Genomic DNA, 18,562 nt, shown 5'->3' with positions numbered 1-18,562 from the left:
ATTTGTTAATTTCATCAATAAATTACTCCAAACCCCAAACATTACAAATAACCGCAGTTAATGAGCCTTAAAACAGAACGGATAAAAAAGGACTGGTCGCTGCTTGCCATTGGCGACAAAAGGGGTCTTTACGCCTGTTTTGAGCTGTTTTATGATGATCTGTACCGCTTCGGTATCTGTATGTATAAAAATCCGGAGATGGTAAAAGAGAGTATAAATAATTTGTTTATTGAATTATGGCGGATACAAGATAAGTTATCATCCGTACAAAACATACAACAATATGTGCTCACTATATATAAGCGCATACTTTATAAAACTTACCAGCAATACTCACGCGATACCTTTACTACCTCAATTGAGGAGGCCGAAATAACAGCCGCGGCTGCCGAACAACCATACGAAAATATACTGATTGCCAGTCAGCAGGATGAGTTTACCAAAAAACGACTGCAAAAAGCGCTGAACCAGCTAACACCTCGCCAAATAGAGATAGTGCGGCTGCGCTATTTTGATGAAAAAAGTTTTTGTGAAATAGCAGATACAACCGGCCTTACCGAACGAACCATCTACAATACCCTGCACAATGCTATTAAAGTATTAAGGGATGTATTTGTTTATGTGTTGATAGTTAGGTTATTACAGTAGTTTGTCTGTCTGCCGGATAATTCCATTTGGGCCTGAGTCCTTATATCTATCAACGTAAAATACTCTCCATAACCTGGTATTAAAAGACTATTTAATCATATAAATGATATTTTATAATAGTATTGGATAATATATCCCATTTTTTAGCTAATGTAGCCATAGGCTGATTAGTATATATTCCCTTTTTTTGATGCTGTTACAGATCTGAATAATCATTTATATTATGATAGCATCAAATACATCATCGCCCGACGATACATTACGTGTTAGCGCCGAACAGGCAAGCAGTTTCAGGGAACTTGGTCACACGCTTATTGAAGGTGTGCTTTCACCTGCTGAGGCAAAACATTATCGCGAAGTAATAAACAATGCTGCCTACAAGTATAATACCGAACAACGGAAACTTGAAGAGCGAGATACTTACGGCAAGGCATTTCTACAGGTTATGAACCTATGGGAAAACGATGAAGCTGTACGTGAGTTTACCCTGGCGAAGCGCTTCGGCCGTATTGCTGCCGACCTGCTTGGGATTGAAAATGTGCGTATTTACCACGATCAGGCATTGTTTAAAGAGCCCGGCGGCGGTTTTACACCCTGGCACCAGGATCAATATTACTGGCCGCTGGATACCAACAATACCGTAACCATGTGGATGCCACTTATTGACATCACCGAAGATATGGGCATGCTTACCTTTGCATCCGGCTCGCATAGGGGAGGTTTTGCTGAGAATATCCCCATCTCTGACGAATCAGAAACATCTCTGCAAAAGTACATCCGCGAAAAAGGCTACCCCGTAACCCGAGCGAACACTATGAAGGCAGGCGACGCTACCTGGCATTACGGCTGGACACTACATACAGCGCCGGGAAACAATTCGGACATAACACGCGAAGTGATGACTATTATTTTTTATGCCGATGGCGCGCACGTAACCGAACCTCAAAATAAACACCAAGAGAATGACCGTCAGCGCTGGCTGAATGGTTTGAAGGTGGGTAGCCTCGCGGCCTCAAATCTTAATCCACTGGTACTATAAACCCAACCAATTATAAAATTATATATGACGAGAAGAAAATTAGCGTTATTGGCATTGCTGCTGATAAGTACCCTGTGCTGCTACAGCCAAAGCACTGCAAATAAATGGAGCGAACAGCGTATTTGGGACTGGTATAATAAACAGCCCTGGCTGTGCGGCTTTAATTATATACCTGCCTACGCCATCAATTACACCGCCATGTGGGATAAAACCACATTCGACCCGGCAGCTATTGATAAAGAACTCACACTTGCCGAAAAAAGTGGTATGAATACTTTACGTGCGGTATTACAGTATGCCGTTTATGAAGATGATCCACAATATTTCCTCAATACGCTGGATGTTTTTATGAAGCTTTGCGATAAGCGGCATATAAAATTTATACCGGCTTTGTTTGATGATTGCTCGTTCGGTATTACACCCGACCCTAAAGTTGGTAAACAGCCCGAGCCATTAAAAGGCTGGTATGCCTGGGCATGGTCGCCGAGCCCGGGGCATAGCATGGTTACTGATACCACCACTTATCCTAAGCTTGAAAAATATGTTAAGGCAGTGATGAGCCGTTTTAAAGAAGATAAACGTGTATTGATGTGGGATTTATATAACGAACCCACCAATGGTGGTTTGGGTGGCACTACTTTGCCTTTGCTGAAAAAGGTGATTGCATGGGGACGTGAGATAAACCCCTCGCAGCCATTAACCATAGGGGCTTTCGATCAAAACCCGAGATTGAATGATATTATTGTTGAGCATTCAGACGTGATCACCTTTCACGAATATGGTAACCGCGAAATTTTGTTGAGAACGATTGAGCATTATAAGAAATACAACCGGCCGCTCATTAATACCGAGTGGATGAACAGGCCTTTTAAATCGACCATACCCGATGTGCTGGATGTGTTTTATGATAACAAAATTGGTTGCACATTGTGGGGGCTGGTAAACGGCAAAACCCAAACAGAACTACCCTGGGGCCATCGCCCCGGCGACCCGGAGCAAAAGATTTGGCAGCATGACCTGTACTACGGCGACTTCAGGCCGTATGACGCGAATGAGATAGCCCTGCTCACTAAACTGATTTCGCAATCAAAAACAAAGGAATATGTAAAACAGCACATGCATGCCAATTAAATTTTGATAGTTGTGTAGCCGTAACATCAATTCATAAAAAGCAAAAAAGGATCAATAAGAGAGTAATCATTCCTTATTGATCCTTTTTATTTATTACTTAATTGGCGCCATCAGTTTTAGCACGTGCAACCGCGTAATCACCAACCTTTTCGCCGGTAGTTAATCCTACCTGGCAATCGGAGCGATAATGTATACCGCCATACATGCGCGACATGGATGCTTCGTTGGCCATCGCCTTAAAGTCGTTAGCCTTATCGGGTACCAGGTAGCTCAATATGGTTGCAGCGGCCCCGCTAAAGGTGGAGTGCCCCGATATATATGCCGGGAAGTTTGGTACGCCTGTATATGTTTTTATACTCGGCTCCAACTGGCATGGCCTCGCGTTAAAATAAAAGTACTTAGTGTTCCAGCATACAATGGCCGCATCCATCAGCGAAGCATTCAACAGCGCATAGTTCCGCGCCCAGCGTACCTCACTGTATTGTTTAGTTACAAATTCTTCGGTAGCTATGGCGTTCCAGTGGCCGGGTGGGGTATAAGTACCTGCGCCATCGGCCCAAAAATTAACAATACGCATCCGTTCGCGGCTCGGACTTTTGGTAAGGTCCACCAGTTCGTCTATTTCTTTTTTCATTTCGGGCGATTCGGCAGTCGGCGGGGCTTCCGGCCTTAATGTCGCAGTTACTTCCGGTGCAAAAAGCAATGGTTTTACATTACCATACACAGGCAGCATTGGCGGCCGTTTAGGTAATTCAAGCGAAATCCAGGGCGTTAAGCCTTGCGCTTTGTGGTCATCCTCCAGTTTTTTCCATATTTCAGGAGTTCCAACGGCGGCACCCATTCCGTCTGTTCTGGCGCGGCTTACTATTTTGCGGGCAACCCATCTACCCAGCGAATCGCCGGCTATAATGTCGCTTAATACGTTGGCACCTGTCCAAAGCCTGTATTTTTTTTCTTCATTGGCCTTTTGGGCAATATAGCTTGCATCGGCAGGGAAAAGCAGTTTCATTATTTCAAACGAAGCTCCCGCCACTACCGCGTCTTCTGATGGATAAGAAGGGAGGTCGCTTTTAGGTACCGATACATTAACCGATCCGTCAACCTTATATGGCGCCGGTCTTTTGAATTTATCTTTAAAGTACCAGGCCGATATCAATGCGTCGTACTGCGCGGCGCTCACATAAGCGTAAGCCCTTGCCGCATAAGGTGGATTAGAGAACGGGAATGACGGGTATGCAAACGGGTTAGCTGCGCTCGGGATAGGGTAGGTGCCATCCGGATTTTGGTAAGGTGGCAAGTTGTGTTTGGCCACCAGTTCGCGCATTATTTCGTTCCAGCGCAGCACGCTACCAACCTTCCAGTAGTTTATTATTCTTGTTTGCTCGGCAGTAAGGTTTTTAGTAGCCTCTTTGAGGTCGCTAATCTCTTTCTTATAACTGGCTGACGAGGTACTTGCAGGTTCGGGCAAAGCGAAATCACTTGCCGACGTAATAATGAGGGGCTGCCAATTTTTTGCAGATCCATCCAACTGTGCAGGTGCAAGGGCCGGGTATGCGCTGTCGGCTTCAACAATATCCTTATTACATGCCGAAAATACGGTTAATGCAAAAATGGAAAGGCTTAAATAAGTATATCTTCTTTTCATAATTATTGGCGTACTATTGGATGTTTTGCAATTCTGATATTATATAATAAACCGGCCATAAAACCTTTTGCCTGGCCTACATTACGGCCGGCCAGCGTGCGCCAGGCCATGGCGTGTATACCCAATTCGGGCAGCTGTTTCAGGTAGTACTTGCCTTCAAAACCAATATTGGTGGTGTTCATTTTGTTGCTTACAAAAGGCATATCGTTTTTGCGGATATCGAAACCACCAAAGGTTCTCGTCTGATCAAAAAAGGCCTCGGCTATGATCATGCTTGTGCGGTAACCGGTACGCAGCTGGTAACTCCCGGCGTTGGGCATTTCTACCTCGTGCGAGTTAATTTGCCGGGTAGTGTAATATGACGGACGATCGATATCCACATTATTACGATACATATAAGTACCCGAAGCCGAAAGAAATAACTTGCTGATCTGGTAATCGGCAATGATTCGGCCTGTAGCTACATTTGATCCCATCCCTATAGACATAGGCATCAGGTCGATATTGTAGTTGTGCGATGGTACTACATAACCGCCAATGGCGAACAAGGAAAACTTTTGGCTGCCGGATATTTTGCGGAGCGGACGGTATTTGATATAAAAGGAGATATCCTGAAAGCCGCTTAAACCGGCCAATGTACCACCCGAAGCCTTAGTTGAAACATAAGGCAGTGATACCATTACATTCAGGTTGTTTTTAATGCCGTAATTAAGCATGGTGGTTACCGACTGTGTTGAGAGTGTGCCGATGTTAAGGTTTTCACGCTTAAAAGTGCCCTCCCAGTATTTGTCCCAACTGCTGTAACCGTATGCTGCTGCTACGCATAGGTTGTTTTTACCCATCATTACCGCATCCAACTCATTCTGCGCAAAAGAATGAAGCCAGCATGCCGAGGTAAGTAAACTGGTAATGATGTACTTGCTCCAGATGTTCATAGTTTAATTTAGGTTTTTAAAATATAGTTAATTAAGCATTTGGTATTCCGGTGGTTCTCCCTGATGCTAAAGGTGTATTTTAACTCTTTTTAAAAGTGATATTAAAGTAAGTACTTCTTTTTAAAAATACTAAAAAAGTTTTAAATTTTGTAAAAATAGCGTTACAGTAGCTTTTAAGGCAATTTTTACGGAAGCATATAATTGTTAAGCTAAATAAATACTTTGCCGCATAAACAATGCACGAAAGCGTATTTAGTATAATTAATTGATAAAATAGTATTAATGCAAAGCAGGGAGGGAAAGTACAGGAACGTATCTATCTGTATAGATTCTTGTTATGGACTACAGATGTAGCTACAGCAGGCATGTTTGTATTACAGAAAGTGGAGAAGGGATGTTAATGCGATCTGACCAAATCATTTTCAACGGTGTCTAAATTCAAAAGCTTATCTATCATTTTTAAAAGCTTTTTATTGTCGAACGGTTTTGCCAGGTAGCCATCATAACCAAAATGCCCCAGGGCTATTGCCTCTTTGTGATAAGCCGTCATTAAAATAACAGGGATGTGGGCAAGCGATGGCGTGTTCTTAATGGCCTTGCATATCATTCCGCCATTCATGCCGGGTAACACGTAATCGGTAAGTATTAGGTCGGGCTGTTGCTTGGCTACAGTTTCCAATATATCATTTGTGCCGGCTATACCCGTAAAACCAAGCTTTCGGAAAGCTAACAACCTTCTGATGGCGTCCAGCATAGCCGGATCGTCTTCTATAACAAGAATATTTTTTTTCATGATTGCTGATGTATGCAATACAAGCTATACAATATTGATACCGATTTGTAAAAACATGGGTTTATGTGTGATTGATGAATAATTTGAACAAATTAAACCGTTTGGGTAACTGATAAGGGCATTTTTTGTAGAAAAATAACCCCACATATTGTGTGATAGTATTTAGGGCGCACAAGATTAAAACAATGTACAGGTAATTGGTTTATTATAAATAACATAACCGATGCCATGAAAACGATAGTAATGAAAAGCAATATTTTTATTGGGTTGGCTTTTATCTGCAATTTTCTTCCACAACACCTTTACAGCGTTAATACACAACCGGCAATTGGGGTTATACAAAAGCCTGTAACGAAAAGGGTAAATTCGGAAGTAATAAAAGGTTATTTACAATTGATGCGTGCAGTTACAAAGCCGGCTTATCATAAAATATTGATACCCTTTATTGATAAGCTAAGTACCCCAAATAACGCGACCGAAAAAGGAGAGTTGTTATACAGCATTGTCGGTTTCGCCGATGAGCATCATATCCCTTTCATAATGAGCATGGATTGGAAGGCAGATATCGCAACCCTGCACTGGCGGGTTTCTGGTGCACTGAAAAAGAATTACAACACTACTTTTACGTTACCCGCACCAACTATATGGGGCGATAAATCAGTTTCATATGATGGCGTATTTGAAACGTATCAGAAAGCCTTAAAATCTCATGGTTTCCTGATGGGTTTTATAGATACCGAATCAGATGAATATATGATGCTTGTTTTTAAAACCTCTCAAAAAGAAAAGGTAATGCAGGCCATAAAAATGATAGGTTATAAATATGATGAAAAGTAACGGCGGTAGTTTTATCCGTTGTAAACCTCAGGGTTAAGTATTTGGGGCATTTTACGTTTTTCAACTACAGCAATTATATTTTCTGCCGCCATTACCGCCATCTTATCCCTTGTTTCAACCGTTGCTGAGCCTATATGCGGTAATACACAAACATTCATCATGTTCAACAATGGATTGTCCGGCGCCATCGGTTCCGGATTGGTAACGTCAAGTCCTGCACCCCAAATTAATCGCTTTTGTAAAGCAGCGGTAAGGTCTGTTTCATTATGCAAACCGCCACGTGCCGTGTTTACAAAAATAGAAGAAGGCTTCATTTGCTTAAACGCCGCCATATCAAAAATCCCTTTAGTTTCGGGAGATAATCCTGCATGTACCGATAAAACATCGCTCTGCTGTAACAGTGTTTCAAAAGATACATATCGCGCGTCGAGTATTTGTTCGGCCTCTTTGTTGGGTTTACGGTTATGGTATATAATGTCCATTCGGTAAACCGCCTTGCATTTTGCCGCCAAATCTGAGCCGATCCTTCCCAAACCGAACACACCCAGTGTTTTGCCGTAAAGTTCCTGCCCAAGATTGGCTGTTGGCTCGTTAAATCCCCAATCACCACGTTTAATGCTTTCATTCATATAAAAGGCATTGCGCGATACAGCCAGCATCAGTAAAAAAGCGGTATCGGCTGTTGCCTGCGTCAATACATCGGGTGTATTGCTTACAGGTATACCAAAGCGGGTTGCTGCTTCCAGATCAACATTATCATGGCCAACGCTCAAAAGCGCTATACCTTTTAAGTGCCTGCACGATTGCAAAAAATGAGCATCTATCACGTTAGGCCCCGAACTTAATAACACGTCCTGATCGCGACACTGTTCAATTAATTCTTCCTTTGATAATTCTCGCTGCTCAGTGTGTTGTTTTACCGTGCAACCGGCAGTCTTTAACAGTTCCAATCCTTTTTGCGGAATAACCCGTGTTATGAAAACATTCATTTTTCAAAAATACTTTTTTTAGCGATTAAGCCTGTAAGCGGCAATTAAATTAGGTACTGTGATACCCCAGTTGGCAAGACTAAACTTTATTAATTAAATTTCTTTTATTGTAACTAACTATTTATAAACTTTAGCACTTTAAATAAAGTCGCCACAATCAACCTATAAAAACCAAACTGATTTATTTGTACCATAAAATTGAGCAGCTACTATTAGCGTATGTTAAAAAAATTGAATAAGGTTTGGTTTAAGCTAATAGGTAACTCTTCGGATTTTTCTTTAGAAAGCAGGATTTTTCATTCTATTAGCATTGGCTTAATTGTATTGGCTATTTTTTACGTGCCCTATAATTTTTTTGCCGGACTTTACGTGGCTTGTGTATCCAGCTTTTTGCTGAGCTTGTTTTTCTTATACGAGTATTATAATTCCCGCTTTAATAATAAACCGCATAGCACTGTTTTATTTGGAGTAATAGGGTTGGTTATTTTCTCGGTTAACTATTTTGCCAATTCGGGTATCAATGGTTCAACTGATATTATATGGCCTGCTTACTTGTTATTGGTATTTGCTATTTCGCCATACCGGCAGCACCTTGCCTGGTTAATAGTTTATGTAATATGTTTTTGGGTTTTGCACCTGGTGGCCTATTACCATCCCGGCTTGGTAAAGCACCCGTTTGAGGCAGGCGAGGGGGAGCTGATCGACAGGATAACGGCGTTCCCGTTGCCGGTAATCGCGATTTATATCGTTATTAAATACATCCGCAAAAATTACGACAAAGAGCGTGTAGCCGTAGAAGAAAAAGCTAAGGCCATTGAAGAGCAAAACAGGCACATACTACTTCAAAAACAACAGCTTGAAAAAAGCGATACTGAAAAGAATAAACTCATGTCTATCATATCGCATGATATGCGCACGCCGCTAATTAATATACAAGGTTACTTGCAGTTACTCAATGAAAATGAGTTGGAAGGCCCAACGCGTACAGTTATAGAGCATGAATTACTTACGGCAACCAACAGCACAATGGATATGCTTACCAATCTACTGCAATGGTCTAAATCGCAAATGGAAGGGCCTGTGGTAAGTTTGGTGCAGGCAAACCTGCTTGATATATTAAAAAGCACATTAGATATGGGCAAAACGCAGGCCGCTAAAAAGGAAATCGCCTTAAATTACAAAATAAGCCCTTCGCTGGTAGTAATTGCAGACGTAAATATGCTGCAACTGGTAGTGCGTAACCTTATTAGCAATGCCATTAAATTTACTCCTAATGGCGGCATTATTAATATTGATGCGCAATTAGTAGACAATGAGTGCAAGATAATGGTAAGTGATAATGGCAAAGGGATAGAGCATAACAAACAGGAGAAAATATTTTCTATTAATACGGAACCGGGTTTCGGTACAAATAATGAAAAGGGTGTTGGCCTGGGTTTGTTATTATGTAAAGAGTTTATTGAACGGCAGGGCGGCAGAATAGGCTTCGAAAGTGTTTTTGGTCGTGGTTCCAGCTTTTTTGTTTTTATACCGGCAGGTGCAGGAAGCTACTGATAGGGGCAATTATCTCAAAATGGATAGGCAATTGCCCCGTGTTTCATTAGCGATTTTTTAGTGGTGCCAATGGCTACATATGCGATTGATAATAAACGGTAACTGTACGCATCTTTTTCTATCGTTGCGCAAACAAGCTTTTGCGCTTGCCTGTTGGCAATAATATGCACGCTGCCATTACCCTCATTTTTCCGCACCAGTTATTTGAAGAACATCCGGCAGTAAAGCCGTTAAGGCCGGTTTACCTGGTAGAGGAAGAATTGTTTTTTAACCAATATAAATTTAATAAACAAAAGCTTGTATTGCACCGGGCATCAATGCAGTGCTATGCAGATCATCTTCGCAGTGAAAATTTTGAGGTTAATTATATTGAGGCGACAGATCCGTTTTGCGATATAAGGAAACTGGTACCTCATTTGGCTGATTTAGGTATCAGGCAAATACATTATGCCCATTTGGCCGATGATTGGCTTGAAAAGCGGCTTGATGCAACATGCGCCAGGTTTGATATACAATTGGCCGAATACCGGAGCCCCAACTGGCTCAACAATGCAAGCGACGTGGCTGATTTTTTTGATGAAAAGCAATCATACTTTCAAACAGATTTTTACATTCAGCAGCGTAAGCAACGCAAAATATTGCTGGATGCCGATGGTAAACCTTTAGGGAACAAGTGGACATACGATATTGAAAACCGTAAGAAAATGCCCCAAAATACACCTGTACCTGCTTTGGATATTCCTGCCGAAAATGAGTATCTAACACATGCCCGAAATTGGGTTGATGAACACTATGCCAATAATTACGGTACTACAGCTTCGCCCTTTAAAGAAGGTAATGGCTTTTACCCAATTAATTTTGCAGATGCCCGGCAATGGTTGACTGATTTTTTGCGACAGCGGTTTAATCAGTTTGGCGTATATGAAGACGCGATGGTATCGACAGAAAGCTTTCTGTATCATTCGGTACTCACACCTATGCTAAATATCGGCCTGCTTAACCCCAAACAGGTTATTAACGCTGCGCTTACGTATGCGGCAGAAAATGAAGTGCCCTTGAATTCGGTGGAAGGCTTCATCAGGCAGGTGATGGGCTGGCGCGAATTTATCCATATTGTGTACGAACGTGAAGGGGCTAAGCAGCGTACTAAAAATTACTGGAGCTTCTCCCGTAAAATTCCATACAGTTTTTGGAAAGGCGAAACAGGTATTTTACCGGTTGATACGGTTATAAAAAGAGTACTGGCTACCGGTTACAGCCATCACATTGAAAGGTTAATGGTTATGGGCAACTTCATGTTGCTGTGCGAATTTGATCCGCACAATGTGTATCGCTGGTTTATGGAAATGTACGTTGATGCTTACGACTGGGTAATGGTGCCTAATACCTATGGCATGACTCAATTTGCCGACGGCGGTTTGATGATGACCAAGCCTTACATCAGCGGCAGCAATTATTTACTAAAAATGGGCGACTGGCCAAAAGGCGACTGGCAGCAAATATGGGATGGTTTGTTTTGGCGGTTTATGCACGTGCACCGGAACTTCTTTTTGCAAAACCCCCGCCTTGGAATACTGATTAACACGTTTGATAAAATGGATCCTGAAAAAAGGGAAAGCCATTTACGCGTTGCGGAAAGTTTTTTAAATCGGTTGGATGAGGCTGACAAACATGATTAAAGCACTATTAAATCAATTTGAATTCACTAAGTTTATATATATTCGATGTAAATTAAAATCTGAACCAACATCATATGCAAACCTCAACCTCGTCGCTAAAATATGCGCTCAGCATACTTCTTATTGTAATCACAATTGCATCATGTAAAAAAGATCAGGCTCCAAATACAAATCAGCCCGAAGAGAATAAATCAGGTTATGGTAAAATATCCTATTTTGCTAAAGCATTGGGCACCGGCATAAAAACCTTTGATCTCTCTGACTCTTCATCTACAGAGCCAAAAACAGTCGCGGTTAACTGGGCTTTGGCAACCGTATGGGTCGAAAAAATCACCTTTACCGCTAAAGGCAGCAACCAGCTTGATACCACTATTGCAGTAGAAAAAAAGCTCAATATTTTTAGTGCAGATGCATTAGCCGGCGTAGTTCAGTTGCCTGCAGGAGCTTATAAAAATATAAATGTAAAAATGTACTGCCGGAAGTCGCCAACATCTGATTTCGCATTTGACTTTAGGGGGACATTCAAAAATACTTCTGGAGGCGTTGACAGTGTTATAGTAGGGAGTTCATTCCCGTTCGAGGCGAATCTTGAAGTTACCGATATCGTAATTAATCGGTTAGATAATTATAAGGCCACTTTTAACTTTAACCTCAATAATGCATTAACAGGAATAACAGCCAGAATGTTGGAATTGTATGCCAGGCGTAGCGTTAGACCAGATAACAAAGTTATTTACGGAATTTGGAAAGGTGGTTCTGCCGATGAGCCATTTTACGATCAGGTTATTCAAAACTGGCAAACAGTAGCAAGCGTTGTAGTAACTAAAGAAGCGGGTGGTGTAAATTAGCATACTTCTTTAAAATTTGCGTTAACTACCGAATTACACATTGTTCCTTCATTGTAAATAGCTTAAAAATCAAATTTTGCAGGTCACAAAATAAAAATAGAAAATTTGCTTTAATCGTTTAAATTTTTTATAATTGGCTTCTCATACCAATTATTTCAAAAGCGATATTAAATGAAAAAGGTAGGCCTTAAAGAAATAGCCGAGCACGTTGGCGTATCAGTCGCCCTCGTGTCGTATGTTTTAAATGGCCAAACCGTGGAGAAACAAGTAAATAAAGAAACCGCTATACGCATTACAGCTGCGGCCAATGAACTAAATTACCAGCCAAACCAAATAGCCCGCAGTTTAAAAATTAAAAAAACACACACCATTGGTTTGGTAGTGGCTGATATTAACTACCGTTTTACTACAGGAATTACCCGGGCGATAGAAGAAGAAGCAAAACGGAATAATTATACGGTGATATATGGAAGTTCAAATGAAAGCCAGGAAAAGTTCTCTGAACTGATCAATGTGTTTGTTAACCGCCGGGTAGACGGGCTGATCATCGTTCCGGTGGAAAACTCTGAGGACGAGATACGCGCGCTTCAGCGTTCGGAAGTGCCCTTTGTATTAGTTGACCGTAACTTTCCGGATATTGAGACTAATTATATAGCACTCGATAATTATAAAGCCGCTTACAACGCGACCAACTACCTGATATCTACCGGCCATAAACGCATTGCCTTTGTTAATTACAAAACCACGCTTCATCACTTGCTGGAACGAAACAGGGGCTATTTTGATGCGTTAAAAGACGCGGGGATTAAACATGAAGAAAAATGGTTGCAGGAAGTGAGCAGTAACAACCGGTTTGAAGAGGTACAAAACGCAGTTTTGAATATTGTTAATGGTAGTAAAACTTGCGATGCCGTTTTTTTTGCCACGGATACACTGGCGATAACCGGGTTGAAATGTTTGAATAGCAACAACCTGAAAGTACCCGACGATATTTCGGTACTTAGCTTTGATGAATCCGACGCGTTTGAATTGTTTTATACAACGGTAACACATTCGAGGCAACCACTGATGGAAATGGGGGAGCTGGCTGTAAAAACCCTTATTGAACTTATAAACCAAAATAAAATAAATAAACATGTTAACCTGGAGGCCGACCTAATTATTGGCGGTTCTTGCAAAAGCAGTTAGTTTTTTTTTCTTTAAATTTATTTAAACGTTTAAAGTAAAAAATTAAAGACTTGTTAGCTTTTGTAGGAATATTGAAATCAAATACTTTAAACGTTTAAATTAATATAAAATTATGATTTACAGACTATTATATATTGATGATGAATGCGCCAAAAAAGAAGGAATAATATTCAGCAGCCTTCCTCCATAGCGGCATTATTGATCACTTTTTATTAAACAACCATTAAAACCAATAATTATGAAACTAATTTTAACTACTTTCTCTTTGCTTTTTTGCCTGGCGGCATTAGCTCAGCAAAAAACAATAACAGGTGTTGTTATTGAAAAAGACCTTCAAAGCCCTATAGCGGGCGTTACAGTTAAAACAGCCACTCAGGCTGTATCCACTGATATAAACGGTAAGTTCAGCATCAGTGCCAGGGTTAACGATATTATTACTCTTTCATTTATAGGCATGAAAAATGTCACTGTATCGGTAAGCGCTTCTGCTGAACCGCTCACTATCGTAATGGAATACGAATCAGGCAGTTTAAATGAAGTTGTGGTAACCGGTTATCAAACACAAAAGAAGGCTGACCTCACCGGTGCGGTTTCTGTGGTAAAGATAGCTGAGATAAAGGATGTGCCGTTGGGTAATCCCATGAAGGCACTACAAGGGCGTATCCCGGGCGTATATGTTACTACAGACGGATCACCGGGTGGCGGTGCAACGGTGCGCATAAGGGGTATAGGCACATTAGGTAATAATAATCCCTTATATGTTATTGACGGCATACCCACCGAACGGGGCCTTAACGAAATTAACCAGGCAGATATAGAAAGCATGCAGGTTTTAAAAGACGCCTCATCAGCTTCTATATATGGTTCGCGCGCGGCAAACGGGGTAATTATAATAACCACTAAAAAGGGTAAAACAGGTGTTGCCAAAATAGACTTTAACTCATCGGTTTCTACACAGCAATATCGTTCAAAAATAGATGTGCTAAACACCGAAGAACGGGGCCGTGCCTATTGGCAGGCAGCAGTGAATGATGGTGTAGGAAATAACCCCAATGCCAACCAGATATACCAGTTTGACTGGAATAATGATTTCAATAACCCGGTACTCAATAAGGTTATACTACCCGAATTTATTGACGCGGCCAAAACCATGAAACCTGCTGATACGCGCTGGTTTGATGAGATCTCGCAAACATCTGTTATATCCAGTAATGATCTTACCATTTCAAATGGTACCGATAAAGGCAGTTCATTATTTTCATTAAGCTACTATGATAATACCGGTATTATTAAGGGTTCATCGCTCAAAAGAATAACCGCGCGTGTTAATACCGACTACCGGATGTTAAATAACCGGTTAACTATTGGCGAGAATCTTTCTGCTACCTACAGCGTAGGTACAGCTGTGCCGGCAGAGGATATTGTAGGCCTATCGTTGCTTGCGCAACCCATTATTCCGGTTCATACCCTTAACGGAGGGTGGGGCGGCCCGGCAGCCGGGATGACCGACAGGCAAAACCCGGTACGCTTGATTGAAGATAACCGACAGAACAAGAACCGTTTTTACCGTTTGTTTGGTAATGTTTACGCCAGCCTGAAGGTAATAGACGCCCTTACCCTTAAAACAAGTTTAGGCATAGACTATAGCGGTAATTACTCGCGCAATCTGAGGAAATCGTATGTGTCGGGCTTTCTTACCGATCCTTCAAACAAGGTAACCACTTCGCAGGATTACAGCGGTAATTGGGTTTGGCAAAACACGCTGAACTATACCAAAACCTTTGGCAGCCATGCCTTGCAGGCCCAGGTAGGTAGTGAACAGATCAAATTCATATCACAAAACTTTTTTGGTTCGAGGCAAGGCTACGCGCTTGAAAATATTGATTATGCCTACCTTGATGCCGGTTCAACCTTAAAGGATAACGGCGGCAGCGGAGGAGGAAATGCATTATTATCATTTTTTGGCAGAGTTGATTACGCTTTCAAATCGCGCTACCTCATTGAAGGTACCTTACGCCGCGATGGCTCATCAAGGTTTGGTTCTGCTAACCGGTATGGTTATTTTCCGGCGGCATCGGCCGGCTGGCGCATTAGTGAGGAAAGCTTTATTAAACAACATTTCCCGATAATCTCCAATCTTAAGCTGCGATACAGCTGGGGTACCAATGGTAACCAATCCATAGCCAATAACGCTATTTACGATCTTTATTCGGCCATATACGGTACCGACCCTACGTTTGACCGTGACCGCGGCAGTGCCTATGACATTAACGGCGGTAATTCCGGGCAGCTACCTTCCGGGTTTACCAAAACCCAACGCGGTAATAATACACTTAAGTGGGAAACAACCATCCAGCAAAATATCGGTATCGATTTTGGTTTCATGAATGAGAAGATCTCGGGATCGGTAGAATACTTTATTAAAAAGACATCGGATATATTGCTGACACCGCCAAGCCTGGCCGTTATAGGGGAGGGTGGCGACCCGACAGTGAACGGCGCATCCATGAGCAATAAGGGTTTTGAGGGAATTATCAATTATGAGGGTAAAATAGGCCGGGATGTCAATTTCAATATATCCGCCAACATCGCTACCTATCGTAACAAAATCACCAAATTACCCGACAACTCACTAACCGCTTTCCCGGGTAACGGCAACGATAAGGTGATACTTGGCCGGTCGGTGGGTAGCTATTACGGTTATGTGGCCGATGGGCTATTTCAAAACCAGGCTGAAGTGGATGCGCACGCGGCCCAAAATGGCAAAGGCGTTGGTCGTATACGGTATAAGGATTTAAATGGCGATAACGTCATTAATGGGAATGACAGAGATTATATCGGCATCAGCGATCCTGACTTTACCTATGGTTTTAACTTCGTAGCCAACTACAAGAAGCTGGATGTAGCGCTGTTTTTTCAGGGCGTACAGGGCGTAACAGTTAACAATGGTTCAAAGATTTATACTGATTTTTCATCGATATGGCCGGGTACCAATTGGGGCGCGCGTACCAAAGATGCCTGGACACCGCAAAATACAGGTTCAACCATACCGGCGCTTACCCTGGTTAACCGGAACGATGAGAGCCGTTTTTCAACCTATTACCTGGAACCGGGTTCATATCTGCGCTTAAGAAACATACAAATAGGTTACGACCTGAGCAGTATCGTTAACAAAATAAGTATCAAAAGGGCGAGGATTTTTGTACAGGGCAGTAACCTGCTTACCATAAAAAGCAGCAAATATACCGGCCCCGATCCCGAAGCGCCTAACAGCACCTTCCCAATTCCGGCCATATATACCCTTGGTTTAAATTTTACCCTTTAATATTTATCAATAAAGCTTAGATATGAAAAAGTTTAAATATATACTGGCAGGTTTAATATTGTTAAGCCTGTCGTGTTCAAAATCGCTCGATCAAACTCCACAGGGAGTTATTTCAGGAGATGCGCTGAACACACCTGAGAATGTTGAAAAGATGGTAATTGCCGCTTATTCGGGCTTGGGTAACGACAATATCCATACTTCATTTTCACTGTGGCCATGGGGCAGTATGCGCAGCGGAGATGCCTATAAAGGTGGCGACAGCCCCGGCGATAATACCGACTGGCATAATTACGAACTCTTTTCAGGTAATCGCCCCGAGCTGGGCAATACCGACCAGATGTGGTATTACCTGTACATTGGCATTTCTCGTGCTAACGATGCCTTACGCCGTGTTAACCTGCTTGACGATGCCGCCTATCCAAATAAAAAGATAAGACAGGCCGAACTAAGGTTTATACGCGGCCATTTCTACTTTATGCTGAAGATATTGTATAAGTATATGCCATTTATTGATGAAACCATTGACGAGAAAGAATATGGTACGGTATCAAACCACGCGATATCCAACAATGATCTTTGGGATAAAATTGCAGCTGATTTTGAATTCGGGGTTACCAACTTGCCTGCTGTACAACCGGAGGTGGGTAGGGTTAATAAACCGGCAGCACAGGCGTATCTTGCTAAAACACGGTTGTACCAGGCCTATATACAAGACGAAAACAATAACGTAACAGGAACCGACGCGGCAAAACTACAGGAAGTAATTGACCTGTGTGATCAGGTTACCGCATCGGGCAAATACCAGCTGGCTCCTGATTTCGCAACTAACTTTTTACAGCAGGGCGATAATGGTGTTGAATCGGTATTCGCGGTGCAATATTCTAAAGACGATGGCACACCCAAAGGCCGGTTGAACTATGGTGTGGCGCTTAATTATCCCATGAATGCGGAATTTGGTTGTTGCGGATTTCATTTACCCAGTCAAAACCTGGTAAATGCTTTTAAAACAGACAATACCGGCCTGCCTATGTTCACCAATTTTAATAACAGTGATGCAACAGAAGGTGATGATTTCAAGAATAACAGCTTCGATCCGAGGCTGGATCATACTGTTGCCATACCCGGCCATCCTTACAAATACAGCAGCTTTATCTATCAAAAAACGTGGGCGAGAGCCCCGCAGATATATGGTTATTTTTCAACTTTAAAGGAAACCGTCGCGCCCGATGACCCATCTTTCCAAAAGGTGCCGCCATTTATGTCGAGCTCAAAAAACTTTGAAGTAATTAGATACGCCGATGTACTATTATGGAAAGCGGAAGCACTGATAAAGCTTAACAAATTCAACGAGGCATTACCACTGATTAACGCGGTAAGGCAGCGTGCCATTAATAGCACGGGCAAGCTTAAATATGCAAATGGCACCTTTTACTCCAACTATAAGATGGATGTATATAAACCTGGTGTGAATTGCAACTGGACGGCCGATTTTGCATGGCAGGCCCTGGTTTGGGAGCGTCGCCTTGAGTTTGCCATGGAAGGTAACCGTTTTTTTGACCTTGTACGCTGGGGTATTGCCGATACCTATCTTAACAAATACTTTTCCGAAGAAAAAGCGAAACGGGCTTATTTAAAGGATGCCAGGTTTACTAAAAGCCGCGACGAGTACTTGCCGATACCGCTGGCACAGCTTAATTACAGCCGAGGGGTGTATAAACAAAATGTAGGCTGGTAATCACACAGCCAACTTGCAATTTATCCTGCCGCAGATTATGCGTGAATAATCCGGCGGGATAAATTCAAATAATGTAAAATATAAGATATTAAAAATTGATTTAATCGTTTAAAGTATTTATTATTGGATAATTATTAACCACGCTGTCAGTACATTATCAATAAATCATTAAATACGGGTGTTATGCTCCTGATTGAACGGGCGCGGAGTGAACCT

The 18,562-nt window shown here is 42.0% G+C and carries 14 protein-coding genes; 10 read left to right on the top strand and 4 right to left on the bottom strand.

Annotation, left to right across the window (positions count from 1 at the left end):
* Positions 1-60 precede the first annotated feature (60 nt).
* The 3 genes from AC07NA_RS03535 (at position 61) to AC07NA_RS03525 (ending at position 2,818) form a co-directional block, all read left to right on the top strand.
* The gene (locus AC07NA_RS03535) at positions 61-648 is read left to right on the top strand and encodes an RNA polymerase sigma factor (protein WP_494895712.1); all 588 of its coding nucleotides are present in this window, start codon (positions 61-63) and stop codon (positions 646-648) included.
* Positions 649-871: 223 nt separating this feature from the next.
* Positions 872-1,687 carry a phytanoyl-CoA dioxygenase family protein gene (locus AC07NA_RS03530; RefSeq protein ID WP_494895710.1) on the top strand — a complete coding sequence of 272 codons (816 nt, stop codon included), beginning with the start codon at positions 872-874 and terminating at the stop codon, positions 1,685-1,687.
* Between the two features lie 24 nt (positions 1,688-1,711).
* Positions 1,712-2,818 (top strand): cellulase family glycosylhydrolase, encoded by a 1,107-nt coding sequence (locus AC07NA_RS03525; RefSeq protein ID WP_494895708.1) that lies wholly within the window; start codon positions 1,712-1,714, stop codon positions 2,816-2,818.
* A gap of 97 nt (positions 2,819-2,915) precedes the next feature.
* On the opposite strand, the gene AC07NA_RS03520 is transcribed toward AC07NA_RS03525, so the two are convergent.
* The 3 genes from AC07NA_RS03520 to AC07NA_RS03510 form a co-directional block, all read right to left on the bottom strand.
* Positions 2,916-4,463: a vanadium-dependent haloperoxidase gene (locus tag AC07NA_RS03520; protein WP_494895706.1), complete on the bottom strand. Its 1,548-nt coding sequence runs from the start codon at positions 4,461-4,463 to the stop codon at positions 2,916-2,918.
* Between the two features lie 2 nt (positions 4,464-4,465).
* Entirely contained in the window at positions 4,466-5,398 is a 933-nt protein-coding gene (locus AC07NA_RS03515; protein WP_494895704.1) for a transporter, read from the bottom strand.
* 397 nt (positions 5,399-5,795) lie between these two features.
* On the bottom strand, positions 5,796-6,191 hold the full coding sequence (locus tag AC07NA_RS03510; RefSeq protein WP_494895702.1) for a response regulator: 396 nt from the start codon (positions 6,189-6,191) through the stop codon (positions 5,796-5,798).
* 396 nt (positions 6,192-6,587) lie between these two features.
* Here AC07NA_RS03510 and AC07NA_RS03505 point away from each other — a divergent pair, with 396 nt between their 5' ends.
* Positions 6,588-7,028, top strand: coding sequence for a DUF6630 family protein (locus AC07NA_RS03505; protein ID WP_494895700.1), 441 nt, complete (start codon positions 6,588-6,590; stop codon positions 7,026-7,028).
* A gap of 11 nt (positions 7,029-7,039) precedes the next feature.
* Here the strand turns inward: AC07NA_RS03505 and AC07NA_RS03500 are convergent, their stop codons facing one another.
* Positions 7,040-8,017: a 2-hydroxyacid dehydrogenase gene (locus AC07NA_RS03500; RefSeq protein WP_494895698.1), complete on the bottom strand. Its 978-nt coding sequence runs from the start codon at positions 8,015-8,017 to the stop codon at positions 7,040-7,042.
* A gap of 219 nt (positions 8,018-8,236) precedes the next feature.
* Between AC07NA_RS03500 and AC07NA_RS03495 the strand changes: the two genes are divergently transcribed.
* The 6 genes from AC07NA_RS03495 to AC07NA_RS03470 all read left to right on the top strand — a co-directional run bounded on the left by AC07NA_RS03495 (position 8,237) and on the right by AC07NA_RS03470 (position 18,346).
* Positions 8,237-9,571, top strand: coding sequence for a sensor histidine kinase (locus AC07NA_RS03495; RefSeq protein ID WP_494895696.1), 1,335 nt, complete (start codon positions 8,237-8,239; stop codon positions 9,569-9,571).
* A 164-nt stretch (positions 9,572-9,735) separates the two neighbouring features.
* The gene (locus tag AC07NA_RS03490; protein ID WP_494895694.1) at positions 9,736-11,250 is read left to right on the top strand and encodes a cryptochrome/photolyase family protein; all 1,515 of its coding nucleotides are present in this window, start codon (positions 9,736-9,738) and stop codon (positions 11,248-11,250) included.
* A gap of 74 nt (positions 11,251-11,324) precedes the next feature.
* Complete coding sequence (locus AC07NA_RS03485) at positions 11,325-12,098, top strand: hypothetical protein (protein ID WP_494895692.1); 774 nt, start codon at positions 11,325-11,327, stop codon at positions 12,096-12,098.
* 171 nt (positions 12,099-12,269) lie between these two features.
* Positions 12,270-13,286 carry a LacI family DNA-binding transcriptional regulator gene (locus AC07NA_RS03480; RefSeq protein ID WP_494895690.1) on the top strand — a complete coding sequence of 339 codons (1,017 nt, stop codon included), beginning with the start codon at positions 12,270-12,272 and terminating at the stop codon, positions 13,284-13,286.
* Positions 13,287-13,524: 238 nt separating this feature from the next.
* Entirely contained in the window at positions 13,525-16,611 is a 3,087-nt protein-coding gene (locus AC07NA_RS03475) for a SusC/RagA family TonB-linked outer membrane protein (protein ID WP_494895688.1), read from the top strand.
* 22 nt (positions 16,612-16,633) lie between these two features.
* Positions 16,634-18,346, top strand: a complete 1,713-nt coding sequence (locus AC07NA_RS03470) for a RagB/SusD family nutrient uptake outer membrane protein (protein ID WP_494895686.1) — start codon at positions 16,634-16,636, stop codon at positions 18,344-18,346.
* Positions 18,347-18,562: the final 216 nt, after the last annotated feature.

Source organism: Mucilaginibacter sp. GW821-FHT07G05, from assembly GCF_059418565.1.
Note: the sequence above shows the minus strand (reverse complement) of the source record. Positions and strands in the feature narration are given on the sequence as shown.

What these genes read in the sequence shown, in the direction of transcription:
- AC07NA_RS03535 (WP_494895712.1), top strand. Translation starts at nt 61, where the DNA reads ATGAGCCTTAAAACAGAACGGATAAAAAAGGACTGGTCGCTGCTTGCC.
- AC07NA_RS03530 (WP_494895710.1), top strand. Translation starts at nt 872, where the DNA reads ATGATAGCATCAAATACATCATCGCCCGACGATACATTACGTGTTAGC.
- AC07NA_RS03525 (WP_494895708.1), top strand. Translation starts at nt 1,712, where the DNA reads ATGACGAGAAGAAAATTAGCGTTATTGGCATTGCTGCTGATAAGTACC.
- AC07NA_RS03520 (WP_494895706.1), bottom strand. Translation starts at nt 4,463, where the DNA reads ATGAAAAGAAGATATACTTATTTAAGCCTTTCCATTTTTGCATTAACC.
- AC07NA_RS03515 (WP_494895704.1), bottom strand. Translation starts at nt 5,398, where the DNA reads ATGAACATCTGGAGCAAGTACATCATTACCAGTTTACTTACCTCGGCA.
- AC07NA_RS03510 (WP_494895702.1), bottom strand. Translation starts at nt 6,191, where the DNA reads ATGAAAAAAAATATTCTTGTTATAGAAGACGATCCGGCTATGCTGGAC.
- AC07NA_RS03505 (WP_494895700.1), top strand. Translation starts at nt 6,588, where the DNA reads ATGCGTGCAGTTACAAAGCCGGCTTATCATAAAATATTGATACCCTTT.
- AC07NA_RS03500 (WP_494895698.1), bottom strand. Translation starts at nt 8,017, where the DNA reads ATGAATGTTTTCATAACACGGGTTATTCCGCAAAAAGGATTGGAACTG.
- AC07NA_RS03495 (WP_494895696.1), top strand. Translation starts at nt 8,237, where the DNA reads ATGTTAAAAAAATTGAATAAGGTTTGGTTTAAGCTAATAGGTAACTCT.
- AC07NA_RS03490 (WP_494895694.1), top strand. Translation starts at nt 9,736, where the DNA reads ATGCACGCTGCCATTACCCTCATTTTTCCGCACCAGTTATTTGAAGAA.
- AC07NA_RS03485 (WP_494895692.1), top strand. Translation starts at nt 11,325, where the DNA reads ATGCAAACCTCAACCTCGTCGCTAAAATATGCGCTCAGCATACTTCTT.
- AC07NA_RS03480 (WP_494895690.1), top strand. Translation starts at nt 12,270, where the DNA reads ATGAAAAAGGTAGGCCTTAAAGAAATAGCCGAGCACGTTGGCGTATCA.
- AC07NA_RS03475 (WP_494895688.1), top strand. Translation starts at nt 13,525, where the DNA reads ATGAAACTAATTTTAACTACTTTCTCTTTGCTTTTTTGCCTGGCGGCA.
- AC07NA_RS03470 (WP_494895686.1), top strand. Translation starts at nt 16,634, where the DNA reads ATGAAAAAGTTTAAATATATACTGGCAGGTTTAATATTGTTAAGCCTG.